Here is a 13,772-nt window from a genome sequence, read left to right on the forward strand (position 1 = left end):
GTAAAAGTAAACTGAAACTTGTACTAATTGTTACCCTGCATAACAGGCCGAATTCGATAGATCGAATTGTTCTTGTCAGCCGATACGTAGACCGTGCCGTCACGCCCCACGGCCACGCCGGTCACCACGTAGGGCGGCGGCAGGCCGGGCCCGGCGGCCAAGCCGATGGGCAGGGTGTCGGCGACCGTGCGGCGGGTGCCGGTGGCCGGATCGATCTCGACCAGCCGGCGCGCCGCGCTTTCGGCCACGATGAAGCTGCCCCACGGCGTCTGGGCCAGGCCCTCGGGCAGCGCCAGCCCGTCGGCCACGGTGCGCAGCGGCGCGCTGGCGTCCAGCGGAATGCGCAGCAGCTTGCCGGCCGCCTCGGTCACGTAGAGCGCGCCGTCCTGGCCGACCACCAGTTGCACCGGGCCGTTCAGGCCGCTAGCCAGCACTGACTTCTCTGCAAACTTCGGCCCGCTGGCGCGCGTGATGCTGCCAGTGGCGAGTTCGGCGTAGATCACGCTGCCATCGGGCATGGGCAGCGCGTCGAACGGGGCCTTCAGGCCGTGGATCGTTTCGATCGTCTTCAGGGTCTTTCGGTCGACCAGCTGCACCGAGCCCGTGAACCACGAGGTCAGCGCAAAGAGCTTGGGCGACAGCCCGACCGCGAACGGGTAGTCGAGCTCGGGCTCGCGCTGCATGCGGAACACGTCACGCACTTCGCCGGTGCGCACGTCGACCTGCCGGAAGCCGAAGACGTCGGCCACCCACAGGTCGTTGCCGTCAACCTTCAGGCCCGCGGGCACCGCCACCTTGCCGCTGGTGAGCGTGCGCAGCTCGCCGGTGGCGGGGTTGAAGGCCTGCACCTCGTTGTTGGCCATGTTCGAGATGTAGATCGTTCCGTCCGGCGCGATGGCGAGGTTGTCGAGCGACGGGCGCAGCTGCTTGGCGACGGTCTTCTTGCCGCTCGCAAGATCCACCTTCACCAGCTCGCCGCTGCGCGCATCGACCACCCAGAGGTTGCCCTTGCCGTCGAGGTTGGCGGCGGCCGGGATCTTGAAGCCGTCGGCGATCACGGTCAGGTTGCCGTTCGCCGGGTCGATCTTCACCACCTGGCCCTTGAACCACAGCGGCCCGTAGAGCAGGCCGTCGGGCCCGACCTCGAAGCCGTTGAAGCCGCCCATGTCCTTCTTGATGAGCCGGGGCGGCTGTTTGCCTTCGCGGTCGATCTCCCAGAGCGCATCGCCCAGGAACACCTGCGAGGCGTAGAGCTTGCCGTTCCTGCGGTCGAAGTCCAGCGAGTTCAGGCCGGGCAGGTCCTTGGCGAGCACGCGCAGCGGCGCGCTGTCGTTTTCGCGGTAGCGCAGCATGCCCATGAGGTAGTTGGTCCAGGCCAGCTCGCCCTTCGGCCCGACCGCGATGTCGTCGGCCTGGCCTTCGGGCGCATCGACCAGCACCTTGGCGGCGCCGGTCTGGCGGTCGACCTCCCACAGCGTGTTGCCGAGCACGGAACCCGCGAGCAGCCGGCCCTTCGCATCGATGGCCAGGCCGTGCACGCCCGCAAAGGCCGACGGGGCCACGAGCACTTCGGGCGCGGCCCACGAAGCGGGGCGCTTGGGCGGCGGCGACAGCGAACTGCAGGCGGCGAGCAGGGCGAGGGCGGCGGTCAGCGCGGCTGCGCGGATCGAGCGACGGGGCATGGCGATCTCCTCTGGGTTGCGATGTGGCCGCAGTCTAGGAGTCGATCGAGGCCGCGCAGTCGCTCGCGGGACAAGACGCGGACTTTCGTCCGCTGCGGATAACCCGCAGCACCAGACGATTTGTTCAGCCGCGCAGCAGCTGCGTCGCCGTGTGGATCAGCAGCCCCACGAGCCCACCCACCAGCGTGCCGTTGATGCGGATGAACTGCAGGTCGCGCCCGATGTGGCGCTCGAGCTCGTCGGTCATCTCGTGCGCGTTCCACTCGCCCACGCGCTCCTCGATGTAGCGGCGGATGTCCTCGCGATAGCGTTCGATGGCCGCCGGCGCGGCGGCTTCGAGTTGCTCGTTGATCCAGGCGCGGATCGCTGCGTCGTTCTGCAACCGCTGGCCCAGCGCACCGGCCATGGTGGCGATGCGCTGGCGGATGGTCGAGTCGGGCCGCCCGAGGTCGTCGTGCAGCCAGCCCAGCAGCTCGCCCCACAGGCCGTGCAGGTAGTCGCCCAGCGCGGGGTGCGCAATGAGCTCGGCGCGGATCTGCTCGCCGCGCTGCTGGAACTCGGGGTCGAGCTTCAGGCGCACCACGAAGTCATCGACGAAGTGGTCGAAGCGCTTGCGCATCGGATGCTCGGGCTCGGCCGCCAACTCGGCCAGCGTGCGTGCGATGGCGGCCACGATCTTGCGCGTGGCGAGCTTGGCCGCCACCTGGTCCAGGCCCACGTAGCGCAGCGTCTTGATCTCGCGCGCGATGCCCTCGGTGATGTGGGCCTGCACCTCCTCGCCGTCGAGCAGTTCGGCCACCTGCTGCAGCACGTCGTCGAGCAGCGCCTGGTGGCGCCCGCCGGCCGTGAGCGCGTCGAGCGCCTGGCCCGTGAGGCGCGAGAGGTCGATCTTCGCGAGGCCCGCCGCGGCGGCGCGGCCCATGAAGTCGCGCACGCGCTCGTCATCGAAGGCGCTGAGGCCGTAGCGCGTGGCGGCCACGCCCCATTCACCGAGCCTGTCGCCGCTGGCGGGCCGGGCCAGCCACTCGGCGATGCGCGCCGCCGCATCGAACTGGCGCAGCTTGGCGAGCACCTGCGCGGTGCTCAGGAAGTTGTCGCAGATGAAGCCCGCGAGCTTGGCGCCGATGCGGTCCTTGTTGCTCGGGATGATCGCCGTGTGCGGAATCGGCAGGCCCAGCGGGTGGCGAAACAGCGCCACCACCGCGAACCAGTCGGCAATGGCGCCGACCATCGCGGCCTCGGCAAAGGCGGCCACGTAACCCCAGGCCGGGTGCTGCGAATGCAGCGCGCTCGCCACGGCATAGAGCAGCGCCGCCGCGCACAGCAGGCCGAGCGCGATGCGCTTCATGCGCTGCAGTGCGGCGCTGCTTGGGTCTTCAGCCAATGCTGTGCGAAGTTGCGAGGCGCTCCATGAACAGCTCGCAGCGCGCCAGCTGTTCGAGGCTCACGAACTCGTCGGGCTGGTGCGCCTGCTCGATGCTGCCGGGGCCGCACACCACGGTGGGGATGCCGGCGTTCTTGAAAAGACCCGCTTCGGTGCCGAAGGCCACCAGCGTGGTGCGGTCTTCGCTGGCCAGGCGCTGCGCGAGCAGCGTGACCGGGTCGCCGGCGGCGCCCAGGAAGCTCGGGATTTCGCAGATCGTTTCGAACTTGAAGCCGGCGTCGGGCGCCACCTTCTTCATGGCCGGTTCGATGCTCGCGGCGTAGGCCAGCACGTCGGACTGCATGCGCTTCGCGTCGGCCGTGGGCAGGTCGCGGAATTCGTAGCGGAACTCGGCGTCGCGCGGCACCACGTTGTCGGCAATGCCGCCGTGGAACTGGCCCACGCTGGCGGTGCTGAAGGGCACGTCGAAACCGTCGTAGCGCGGCTCGCTGCGCTCGAAGTCTTCGGCCATGTCGCGCACCTTGCCGATCACGCGCGCGGCCATCTCGATGGCGTTGACCGATTTCGGCGTAAGCGACGAGTGCGCCTCCTTGCCGCGCACGCAGCACTTGTAGCGGTACACGCCCTTGTGCGCGATGGCCGGCACCATGCTGGTGGGTTCGCCCACGATGCAGGCCAGCGGCTTGATGCCGGCGTCGCGCATGTCGGCAATGAGTTCGCGCACGCCGAAGCAGCCGATTTCTTCTTCGTAGGTGAAGGCGAAGTGCACGGCGAAGGGCGCGTCGCCTTCGAGGAAGCGCTGGGCATTGGCCAGCGCGATCGCGATGTAGCTCTTCATGTCGGCCGAGCCGCGCCCGTACAGGCGCTCGTCCTGCACCACGGCCGACAGCGGGTCGACGCTCCAGGCCTGGCCGTCCCAGGGCACCGTGTCGGTGTGGCCCGAGAGGATCACGCCGGCCGGCTTGCCCTCGCCCAGCGTGGCGAACAGGTTCGCCTTGGTGCGCTCGGCGTTGTAGGTGATGCGGCTCTTCACGCCCAGGGCGGCGAGGTGCGCCTGGGCGAAGTCGATCAGCTCGAGGTTGCTGTTTGCGCTCACCGTGTTCATGCGAACCAAGGTTTGCGCCATCAAGAGGCTCTGGGGAGAAAGCGTGTGCTGCATGCAACAGATTGTCCGGGAAGTTGAAGGCGCGCGCAGACGGGTACCGGCGTTGTCACGCGCAGCGGGTAGCCTGCTTCTTCTTTTTTCTTTGTTTGGATGGAGAAGACAACATGCGCATGTCCCTGCAGATCACCCTGACCGCCGCGGCCGTCCTGAGCCTGGCCGCCTGCGGCACCACCGGCCCGTCGGCGCACAAGCTGCTCACGCTGGACGGCAACCCGCCGCTGGTCATCGCCCACCGCGGCGCCTCGGGCTACCTGCCGGAACAGACGCTGGAGTCGTACGCGCGCGCCATCGAGCTGGGCGCCGACGTCATCGAGATGGACCTGGTCTCCACCAAGGACGGCGTGCTCATCGCCCGCCACGACCCCAACCTGGCCATCAGCACCGACGTGGCCAGGCACGCGCGCTTTGCCTCGCGCAAGAAGACCATCCAGGTCGACGGCGAAACCCAGACCGGCTGGTTCAGCAACGACTTCACGCTGGCCGAGATCAAGACCCTGGGCGGCATCTCGACCGACCCCGAGCGCCCGCAGGAATTCAACGGCAAGTTCAAGATCCCGACCTTCCAGGAGATCATCGATTTCGCCAAGGCCAAGTCGAAGGAAACCGGCCGCACCATCGCGATCTACCCGGAGACCAAGAACCCGACCTACTTCCGCGACCTGGGCATGCCCATGGAAGACAAGGTCATCGCCGCCATCAACGCCGCCGGCTGGAACAGCAAGACCGCGCCCATCTACGTGCAGTCGTTCGAGCCCGGCAGCCTCAAGTACATGAAGGCCAAGGGCCTGAACACCCGGCTCATCCAGCTGATCGACGGCGACGGCATCGACATGAAGACCGGCGCCATGACCTACGCCGTGCCCGTCGACCGCCCCTACGAGTGGACCAAGGCCGGCGACAAGCGCAATTTCGACGTCATGGTCACGCCCGCCGGGCTGGCCGAAATCAAGACCTACGCCGACGGCATCGGCCCCTGGAAGCGCTACATCGTGAGCATCAAGGGCAGCGTCGGCGCCGACGGCAAGCCGCTCGATGTGAACAAGGACGGCAAGATCAACGACGCCGACGCCACCTCGGTCTCGCCCACCACGCTGATCGCCGACGCCCACAAGGCCGGCCTGTTCGTGCACCCCTTCACCTTCCGCAACGAGTCGCGTCGCCTGGCCGCCGACTACAACAAGGACGGCAAGAACGAGTACGCGATTTATTACAAGCTCGGCGTCGATGGCGTTTTTACCGACTTCACCGACACCGCGCTGGCCGCGCGCACCGAGTATCTGAAGAGCCTCGGCCGCTGAGGGTTTGCCCGGCACGGTCTTTGCGGCGCTGATCGCAAAGCCTAGACTGTGTCCTATGAAACTCATCGACTCGCTCGTCACGCAGGCGGCCGGCATCGCGGCCGTCCGGCGTGACCTTCATGCCCACCCTGAACTCTGTTTCGAAGAAGTCCGCACCGCCGACGTGGTGGCAGGCAAGCTCACCGAATGGGGCATTCCCATCCACCGCGGCCTGGGCACCACGGGCGTGGTCGGCATCGTCAAGAACGGCACCAGCACCCGCGCCGTCGGCCTGCGCGCCGACATGGACGCGCTGCCCGTCACCGAGCTCAACACCTTCGCTCACGCGAGCCAGCACCACGGCAAGATGCACGCCTGCGGCCACGACGGCCACACGGCGATGCTGCTCGCAGCCGCGCAGCACCTGGCCAAGCACCGCAACTTCGACGGCACCGTCTACCTGATCTTCCAGCCGGCGGAAGAGGGCGGCGGCGGCGCGCGCGAGATGATCAAGGAGGGCCTGTTCGAGCAGTTCCCCATGGACGCCGTGTTCGGCATGCACAACTGGCCCGGCATGAAGGCCGGCCAGTTCGCCGTGAGCCCCGGCCCGGTGATGGCGTCGGGCAACAAGTTCCACGTCAACGTGGTCGGCAAGGGCGGCCACGCGGCGCTGCCGCAGACCGGCATCGATCCGGTGCCGATCGCCTGCGAGATCGTGCAGGCCTTCCAGACCATCCTCACGCGCAAGATGAAGCCGACCGATTCGGCGGTGATTTCGGTCACCACCATCCACGCCGGCGAAACCAACAACGTGATCCCCGACAACTGCGAGCTGTCGGGCACCGTGCGCACCTTCTCGCTCGAGGTGCTCGACATGATCGAGGCCAAGATGCAGCAGATCAGCGAGCACATCTGCGCCGCGCACGACGCCACCTGCGAGTTCCGCTTCGAGCGCTACTACCCGCCGACCATCAACACCGAGGCCGAGGCCAACTTCGCGCGCCGTGTCATGGGCGAGATCGTCGGCCCCGAGAACGTGCTCAAGCAGGAGGCCGCCATGACCTCGGAAGACTTCGCCTTCATGCTGCAGGCCAAGCCCGGCGCCTACGCCTTCATCGGCAACGGCGACGGCGCGCACCGCGACGTGCACCACGGCGAAGGCCCGTGCACGCTGCACAACGCCAGCTACGACTTCAACGACGACCTCATTCCGCTGGGCGCCACCTGCTGGGTGCAGATCGCCGAGCAGTTCCTCAAGCCCGGCGGCACGGCCCCATGATCGGCATCGGCGAGGCCTTTTCGCCGCGCTACGCCCCCGCGCGCCAGAAGTTCCTGCAGGGCTGCGTCAGCGCCGGCCTCACGGTCGAGCCGCACGCGCATCCGCTCAAGGGCCGCGACGGCGAAGAGCTGTCGATGGACGTGGCGCTCGACGGCGATGCCAACGCCGAGCGGCTGCTCGTCGTCACCAGCGCTTGCCATGGCGTCGAAGGCCATTGCGGCAGCGGCGTACAGGTGTTCGCGCTGCACGATGCCGAATGGCGCGAAAAGGCCAAGGCGCAGGGCGTGGCGGTGCTGTACGTGCATGCGCTGAACCCGCACGGCTTTTCGTACGGCCGCCGCGTGACGCACGAGAACGTCGACCTGAACCGCAACTTCCTCGACTTCTCGCAACCCGTGCCGGTGAACGAACCCTACGCCAAGCTGCATCCGATGCTGCTGCCCGACACCTGGCCGCCGACGCCGGAGAACCAGGCCGCCATCGACAAGTGGATCGAGAAGCACGGCGCCACGGCCTACCAGGCGGCGGTGACCAGCGGCCAGTACCAGTTCGACGATGGCCTGTTCTTCGGCGGCAAGGCGCCCACCTGGAGCAACAAGACCATCCGCAGCGTGCTGCGTCGCCATGCAGGCAACGCCAAACGCATCGCCTGGATCGACCTGCACACGGGCCTCGGCCCCAACGGCCTGGGCGAGCGCATCTTTGCCTGCCGCGACGACAAGGTCGCCTACGCCCGCGCCAATGCGTGGTGGGGCACGCCCGCCGCGCCCGTCACCTCGATCTACGACGGTTCCTCGACCTCGGCGCTGCTGCGCGGGCTGATGTGGGACGCCGTCTACGAAGAGTGCCCGCAGGCCGAGTACACCGGCATCGCGCTCGAATACGGCACGCTGCCGATCCTCGAAGTGACCGGCGCGCTGCGCGCCGACCACTGGCTGCACAAGCACCCCGACGCACCGGCCGACCTGGCCGACGGCATCCGCGCACGCATGGTGGAGGCGTTCTACACGGACAGCGACGGCTGGCGCGGCCAGATCGTGAGCCAGGCGCGACAGGCGATGTTCCAGGCGGTGGACGGGCTCAGCAGTTGAACTGCCGGCGTGGGCGCCCTAGAGCGCTCACGCCGACGGGGCACCTTGCTCCGCGAATGTCCTCCGCCCTTCGGGCTCCCCCTTAATTTCGCTGCGCAAGGCACCCCATCGACGTGAGCGTTGGGCAGTGCGGTCGTTGATCGAATAGCCCAACGACCGCGCTCAGCGGGCGCAGGACACTGGGTGCTTCCCGCAGCGAAATCAAGGAGGAGCGAAGCGGGGGACATTCGCGGAGGGAAGTACCCGGTGGCCTGGGCACGCGCCCTGAACAAGAGCGCGAAAAAATTAAGTCCGCACCCGCCCATCCGCAGTCAGCATCGACAGCTCGACAAACCGCGACGCCACGTGGCTCTTCGGCGAGAACGACACCTCGAAGCCGCCGAACTGCTGACGCTCGATGCTTTCCAGCCCCGTGATCAGCCCGTCGCGCGTGCCCTTGCCGCCCGGTGCGCGGCGCAGGCCTTCGGTCAGCACTTTGGCGGCCAGGTAGCCTTCCATGCTCGAGAAATTGGCGCTCGCGCCCCCGCCCGCCTTGCGCACCGCCTCGGTGAACTCGCGGGCCAGCGCATTGGCCTGGTTGTAGGGCGACGGCACCACCTGCGTGACCATCACGCCCGCCGCCTCCTTGCCCAGCTCGTCCGCCAACGCCTGCGTGCCCACGAACGAGAGATTGAAGAACACGCCGCCGTAACCCGCCTTGCGCGCCTCGCGGATGAACGCCGCGCAGGCCTTGTAGGCGCCGACTTGGACCACCGCCGCCGGCTGGCTTGCCACGATCGTCTTCACGGCCGCGGCCACGTCAGCCGAGTTGCGCTCCACCGTGGCCAGCGCCACGGGCTTGAGCTGCTGCTGGGCCAGGGCCAGCGTCACGCCGTCGAGCCCGGCCTTGCCGTAGGCGTCGTTCTGATAGAAGACCGCGATCTTCTTCATGCCCAGGTGCGTGAGCTGTTTCACCATCAATGCCGTCTCGTCGTTGTACGAAGCGCGCAGATGGAACACGTTGCGGTGAAAAGGTTCGCGCAGCGACATCGCGCCCGTGAACGGTGCGATGAACGGCACCTTGTCCTTCACCGCCAGCGGCAGCGCGGCCAGGCTGGTCGGCGTGCCGATGTAGCCGAACAGCGCGAACACGTCTTCACTGATCAGTTTTTGCGTGTTGGCCGCGCAGCGGTCGGGCTCGTAGCCGTCGTCGAGGTTCTTGATGACCACGTCGCGCTGGCCCGGCTGCGCGTTGTACTGCTCCAGGAAGAGCTTGGCGCCCTGGTGGAACTGGATGCCCAGCTGCGCGGCCGGCCCGGTGAACGGCGCCGACTGGCCCAGCACCAGCGGCGTTTCGCTCTGCGCCCGGGCGATGCCGAAGCCGCCCAAGGTGGCGGCGGCCGCCGTGGCGATCGAAAAATGCCTGCGATTCAGATGCATCGTCATGGTGAAATCCTCCCTCTGCCCTGTGTGTTGATACTCAATTTAGACTTGTCCGATGGCCCACGCAACGGATTCCCTCCTCGACACGCCCGACGCCTCTGCACCCTCCACGGTGCTCGGCGCCTGCCCGCACGATTGTCCCGACACCTGCGCGCTTGTCACCACCGTCAAGGACGGCGTGGCGGTGAAGCTGCAGGGCAACCCCGCCCACTCGCACACCGGGGGCGTGCTGTGCACCAAGGTGTCCCGCTACATCGAACGCAATGACCATGCCGAGCGGCTGGTGCAGCCCCTCAAACGCGTGGGTCCCAAGGGCAGCGGCCATTTCGAGCCGGTCTCGTGGGACGCCGCATTGGACGACATCGCCGCGCATCTTCGGGGTTTGCAAGCCGAACCGGAAGCAATTCTCCCTTACAGCTATGCGGGCACCATGGGCCTCGTGCAGGGCGAGTCGATGGACCGGCGCTTCTTCCACAAGCTCGGTGCCTCGCTGCTGGATCGCACCATCTGCTCGATGGCGGGCGGCGAAGCGATGGTCTACACGCTGGGCGCCAAGGTCGGCATGCGCATCGAGTTCTTTGCCGAGGCCAAGCTCATCCTGATCTGGGGCAGCAACTCCATCGCCAGCAACCTGCATTTCTGGCGCCACGCCCAGGCGGCCAAGCGCGCCGGCGCGCGGCTGGTGTGCATCGACCCGCGCAAGACCGAAACCGCCGACAAGTGCGACGAGCACATCGCGCTGCTGCCCGGCACCGACGCCGCGCTGGCCTTGGCGCTCATGCACGAACTCATCGTGCACGACTGGCTCGACCACGAGTACATCGCGAACCACACGCTCGGCTGGGAGCAGCTGCGCGAGCGCGCGCTGCAGTGGCCGCCATCGCGTGCGGCCGAAGTCTGCGGCATTCCCGAAGCGCAGATCGTCGCGCTGGCCCAGGCCTACGGCACGACGAAGCCGGCCGCGATCCGCCTGAACTACGGCATGCAGCGCGTGCGCGGCGGCGGCAACGCGGCACGCGCCATCGCCTGCCTGCCGTCGCTGGTCGGTGCGTGGCGCGACCGCGCGGGCGGCCTGCTGCTCAGCAGCTCGGGCCATTACCCCGTCGACCGCGCCGCGCTGCAGCGCCCCGACCTGCTGGCCGGGCGCAAGCCGCGCACCATCAACATGAGCACCATCGGCGATGCGCTGCTCGACACCGCGAAGCCCGTGAAGGCCCTCGTGGTCTACAACAGCAACCCCGTGGCGGTGGCGCCCGAGTCGGCCAAGGTGGTGGCGGGCTTCGCGCGCGAAGACCTGTTCACCGTGGTGCTCGAGCAGTTCCGCACCGACACCGCCGACTACGCCGACTACCTGCTGCCCGCCACCACGCAGCTCGAGCACTGGGACATCCACTGCAGCTACGGCCATACCGACGTGCTGCTGAACCAGCCGGCCGTCGCGCCGCGCGGCGAGGCCCGCAGCAACGCCTGGGTGTTCCGCGAGCTGGCGCGCCGCATGGGCTTCGACGAGCCCTGCTTTGCCGAGAGCGACGAGTCGCTGTGCCGCACCGCCTTCGCCGAGAACACGATCGATTTCGACCAGCTGCGCGCGCAGGGCTTCACCAGCCTGAAGCTGGCCGAGGCGCCGTTCGCCGAAGGCAAATTTCCCACACCTTCGGGCCGCTGCGAGTTCTTCAGCGAGCGCCTGCAGGCCATGGGCATCGACGGCCTGCCCGACCACGTGCCCAACTGGGAGCCGGCCGGCAGCTCGACCGAATTCCCGCTGGCGATGATCTCGCCGCCGGCGCGCAATTTCCTCAACTCGACCTTCGTCAACGTGATCAGCCTGCGCGCCATCGAGGTCGAGCCGCTGCTGGAGATCCACGCCGACGATGCCGCCGCGCGCGGCATCGAGGACGGCGCCACGGTGCGCGTGTTCAACCAGCGCGGTGAGCACCGTTGCCGCGCCGAGGTGTCGCGCCGCGCGCGCCGCGGCGTGGTGCATGGCATGGGCATCTGGTGGCGCAAGCTCGGCATGGACGGCACCAACATCAACGAGCTGACCAGCCAGCGCCTGACCGACATCGGCCGCGGCCCGACCTTCTACGACTGCCTGGTGCAGGTCGAAAAGGCGTGATGCTGCGGCTGCGTGCGCCCGCGCTGGCATTGGCCGGCGCGTTCTTTCTTTCCGGCTGCGCCGACCTCGGCTACTACTGGCAATCGGCCAACGGCCACCTCGACATCCTGCGCGCCGCCAAGCCCGTGCCCGAGTGGCTGGCCGACCCCGCCGTGGGGGCGCCGCTCAAGGCCAAGCTCGAACTCGCGCAGCGCATCCGCCGCTTCGCGTCGAGCGAACTCGGCCTGCCCGACAACGCCAGCTACACCTCGTACGCCGACCTGCACCGCCCCGCCGCCGTGTGGAACGTGGTGGCCGCGCCGCCGTACTCGCTCACGCTGAAGAGCTGGTGCTTTCCGGTCGCGGGCTGCGTCGGTTATCGCGGCTATTACGACGAAGCCGCTGCCAAGACCGAGGCCGAGGCGCAGAAAACCAACGGCCTCGAAGTGGCCGTGTACCCCGTGCCGGCCTACTCCACGTTGGGCTGGATGAACTGGGCCGGCGGCGATCCGCTGTTGTCGACCTTCATCGGCTACCCCGAGGGCGAGCTGGCGCGCCTCGTGTTCCACGAGCTGGCGCACCAGGTGCTCTATGTGTCGGGCGACACGGTGTTCAACGAGTCGTACGCCACGGCCGTCGAGCGCATCGGCGGCGCGATGTGGCTGCAGCGCGAAGCCGGCGAGGCGGCGCGCGCCGAGTACGCGCAGTTCAATGCGCAGCGGCAGGACTTTCGCGCGCTCGCGCTCAACACGCGCCGCGCGCTCACGCAGGTGTACGAATCGCCCGAAGCCAAGGCCAAAGACTGGACGAAGGTCGAAGCGCAGAAGCAGGCCGCCATGGCCGACTTCCGCGAGCGCTATGCCGCGCTGAAGACGGGCTGGACCGGCCCGCGCCAGAACGCCTACGACGGCTGGGTGGCACGCGCCAACAATGCGGCCTTCGGTGCGCAGGGCGCGTACGACGACCTGGTGCCGAGCTTCGAAGCCCTGTTCGAACGCGAGGGCCGCGACTGGCCGCGCTTTTACACTGCGGTGCGGCGCATCGCCGCGCTGCCCACCACGGAAGAGCGCCGCACTGCGTTGCAGGCCGCCACGGGTATCCTGCACACCCACGCGCGCCAAGGCCGCACACACGACGACAACGGAGACCACGGTGCCTGACATCCAAATCGAACGCAACCACACGCTGGGCATTGCCGGCGCCCGCGAAGTCGCGCGCCAATGGGTGCATCAGGTCGAGCAGGACTACGGTCTCGAGTGCACCTACACCGAGGGCACCGACTGCGATGTGGCCCAGTTCAGTCGCGCGGGCATCGACGGCACGGTGGAGGTCACGGCCGATACCTTCCGGCTCGAGGCGACGCTGGGTTTCCTGTTCAGCAGCTTCAGCGACCAGATCGAGCAGAAGATCGCGCGCAACCTCGACGCGCTGCTCGAAGCGCCGCAGGGCGGCAGCCGCTTCGCCTGACCTGCTCGGGTTTTTTCTTCAGGCGATGGTGTAGCCGCCGTCGATCGGCAGCGCCACGCCGCTGACCATCGACGCGCCGTCCGACAGCAGGAACAGGATCGGCGCGACCACTTCCGCGACCTGCGCGAAGCGCCTCAACGGAATGTTCTGGAGCACCGACGCGCTCTTGGCCGGGTCGGACCACGCCTGCTCGGCCATCGGCGTGAGCGTGACGGTCGGGTTCACGCTGTTCACGCGGATGCCGTGCGGTCCGAACTCCAGGCACAGTGCGCGCGTGATGGCGTCCATTGCCGCCTTCGAGGCGCTGTAGCAAAGGTGCGCATCGAGCGCGACCAGCGACGCCTGGCTCGACACATTGACGATGCTTCCGCGCACGCCGGCAGCGATCATGGCCCGGCCGCAACGCGCGGCCACGATCGCCGCGGCGCGTGCGTTGACGGCCATCACGGCGTCGAAGCTCTCGGCCTGCAGATCGGTGGCCCGCTCGATGCGTGTGGTGCCGGCGCAGTTCACGATGAGGTCGAAGGCGGGCAATGGGGCGAGTGCCTTTTCCAACGCGGACACGTCGGCCACGTCGAGTGCCAAGGGCTGGCAGCCGGACTCGGCGTGCAACGCTTCCAGCGCGTCTGCATTGCGGCCCACGGCCGTGACTGTGGCGCCTGAGTGGGCGAGCTGTGCTGCGACTGCGCGGCCGATGCCGCTGCTGGCGCCAGTCACGAGGGCGCGCTTGCCTGAGAAGTCGAAGGTGGGTGTCATGTCGGTTGCTCTATGGGTGTTGTGGGTTCAGGGCGTGTGCACAGGCCACCGGGTACTTCCCTCCGCGAATGTCCCCCGCTTCGCTCCTCCTTGATTTCGCTGCGGGAAGCACCCAGTGCCCTGCGCACACCGAGCGCGGTCGCCGTGCTGTTCG

Annotated in this window: 11 protein-coding genes; 6 read left to right on the forward strand and 5 right to left on the reverse strand. The window is 68.0% G+C overall.

Annotation, left to right across the window (positions count from 1 at the left end; translation table 11 throughout):
- Positions 1–23: 23 nt before the first annotated feature.
- The 3 genes from RZE79_RS01855 to argE all read right to left on the reverse strand — a co-directional run bounded on the left by RZE79_RS01855 (position 24) and on the right by argE (position 4,225).
- Entirely contained in the window at positions 24–1,682 is a 1,659-nt protein-coding gene (locus RZE79_RS01855) for a hypothetical protein (protein WP_319358786.1), read from the reverse strand.
- Positions 1,683–1,806: 124 nt separating this feature from the next.
- Complete coding sequence (locus tag RZE79_RS01860; protein ID WP_319358787.1) at positions 1,807–3,066, reverse strand: DUF445 domain-containing protein; 1,260 nt, start codon at positions 3,064–3,066, stop codon at positions 1,807–1,809.
- Positions 3,059–4,225 (reverse strand): acetylornithine deacetylase, encoded by a 1,167-nt coding sequence (argE, locus tag RZE79_RS01865; RefSeq protein ID WP_319358789.1) that lies wholly within the window; start codon positions 4,223–4,225, stop codon positions 3,059–3,061. The genes RZE79_RS01860 and argE overlap by 8 nt, the downstream gene beginning before the upstream one ends.
- A gap of 110 nt (positions 4,226–4,335) precedes the next feature.
- On the opposite strand from argE, the gene RZE79_RS01870 reads away from it, so the two are divergent.
- The 3 genes from RZE79_RS01870 to RZE79_RS01880 are packed head-to-tail and all read left to right on the forward strand — an operon-like array spanning position 4,336 to position 7,878.
- Entirely contained in the window at positions 4,336–5,529 is a 1,194-nt protein-coding gene (locus RZE79_RS01870; protein ID WP_153281085.1) for a glycerophosphodiester phosphodiesterase, read from the forward strand.
- 55 nt (positions 5,530–5,584) lie between these two features.
- Complete coding sequence (locus RZE79_RS01875) at positions 5,585–6,787, forward strand: M20 aminoacylase family protein (protein WP_319358790.1); 1,203 nt, start codon at positions 5,585–5,587, stop codon at positions 6,785–6,787.
- A complete protein-coding gene (locus tag RZE79_RS01880; protein ID WP_319358792.1) occupies positions 6,784–7,878 on the forward strand; it encodes a M14 family metallopeptidase in 1,095 nt (364 codons plus the stop codon). Before RZE79_RS01875 ends, RZE79_RS01880 begins: the two co-directional genes overlap by 4 nt.
- A gap of 285 nt (positions 7,879–8,163) precedes the next feature.
- Here RZE79_RS01880 and RZE79_RS01885 read toward each other — a convergent pair whose 3' ends face one another.
- On the reverse strand, positions 8,164–9,297 hold the full coding sequence (locus RZE79_RS01885; RefSeq protein ID WP_319361063.1) for an ABC transporter substrate-binding protein: 1,134 nt from the start codon (positions 9,295–9,297) through the stop codon (positions 8,164–8,166).
- Between the two features lie 58 nt (positions 9,298–9,355).
- Between RZE79_RS01885 and RZE79_RS01890 the strand changes: the two genes are divergently transcribed.
- From RZE79_RS01890 to RZE79_RS01900, 3 genes are read left to right on the forward strand one after another with little or no spacing between them, the layout of a single operon-like run.
- Positions 9,356–11,416 (forward strand): molybdopterin oxidoreductase family protein, encoded by a 2,061-nt coding sequence (locus RZE79_RS01890; protein ID WP_319358793.1) that lies wholly within the window; start codon positions 9,356–9,358, stop codon positions 11,414–11,416.
- A complete protein-coding gene (locus RZE79_RS01895) occupies positions 11,416–12,555 on the forward strand; it encodes an aminopeptidase (protein WP_319358794.1) in 1,140 nt (379 codons plus the stop codon). Before RZE79_RS01890 ends, RZE79_RS01895 begins: the two co-directional genes overlap by 1 nt.
- Positions 12,548–12,862, forward strand: a complete 315-nt coding sequence (locus tag RZE79_RS01900; RefSeq protein ID WP_101493405.1) for a polyhydroxyalkanoic acid system family protein — start codon at positions 12,548–12,550, stop codon at positions 12,860–12,862. The genes RZE79_RS01895 and RZE79_RS01900 overlap by 8 nt, the downstream gene beginning before the upstream one ends.
- 18 nt (positions 12,863–12,880) lie before the next feature.
- Here the strand turns inward: RZE79_RS01900 and RZE79_RS01905 are convergent, their stop codons facing one another.
- Positions 12,881–13,618 (reverse strand): SDR family oxidoreductase, encoded by a 738-nt coding sequence (locus RZE79_RS01905; protein WP_319358797.1) that lies wholly within the window; start codon positions 13,616–13,618, stop codon positions 12,881–12,883.
- Positions 13,619–13,772: the final 154 nt, after the last annotated feature.

It is taken from the genome of Variovorax sp. EBFNA2 (genome assembly GCF_033802765.1).
GTDB lineage: Bacteria > Pseudomonadota > Gammaproteobacteria > Burkholderiales > Burkholderiaceae_C > Variovorax > Variovorax paradoxus_H.

Coding starts and splice junctions, on each gene's coding strand:
- RZE79_RS01855 (WP_319358786.1), bottom strand. CDS start 1,682: ATGCCCCGTCGCTCGATCCGCGCAGCCGCGCTGACCGCCGCCCTCGCC.
- argE (WP_319358789.1), bottom strand. CDS start 4,225: ATGCAGCACACGCTTTCTCCCCAGAGCCTCTTGATGGCGCAAACCTTG.
- RZE79_RS01870 (WP_153281085.1), top strand. CDS start 4,336: ATGCGCATGTCCCTGCAGATCACCCTGACCGCCGCGGCCGTCCTGAGC.
- RZE79_RS01875 (WP_319358790.1), top strand. CDS start 5,585: ATGAAACTCATCGACTCGCTCGTCACGCAGGCGGCCGGCATCGCGGCC.
- RZE79_RS01880 (WP_319358792.1), top strand. CDS start 6,784: ATGATCGGCATCGGCGAGGCCTTTTCGCCGCGCTACGCCCCCGCGCGC.
- RZE79_RS01885 (WP_319361063.1), bottom strand. CDS start 9,297: ATGCATCTGAATCGCAGGCATTTTTCGATCGCCACGGCGGCCGCCGCC.
- RZE79_RS01890 (WP_319358793.1), top strand. CDS start 9,356: ATGGCCCACGCAACGGATTCCCTCCTCGACACGCCCGACGCCTCTGCA.
- RZE79_RS01895 (WP_319358794.1), top strand. CDS start 11,416: ATGCTGCGGCTGCGTGCGCCCGCGCTGGCATTGGCCGGCGCGTTCTTT.
- RZE79_RS01905 (WP_319358797.1), bottom strand. CDS start 13,618: ATGACACCCACCTTCGACTTCTCAGGCAAGCGCGCCCTCGTGACTGGC.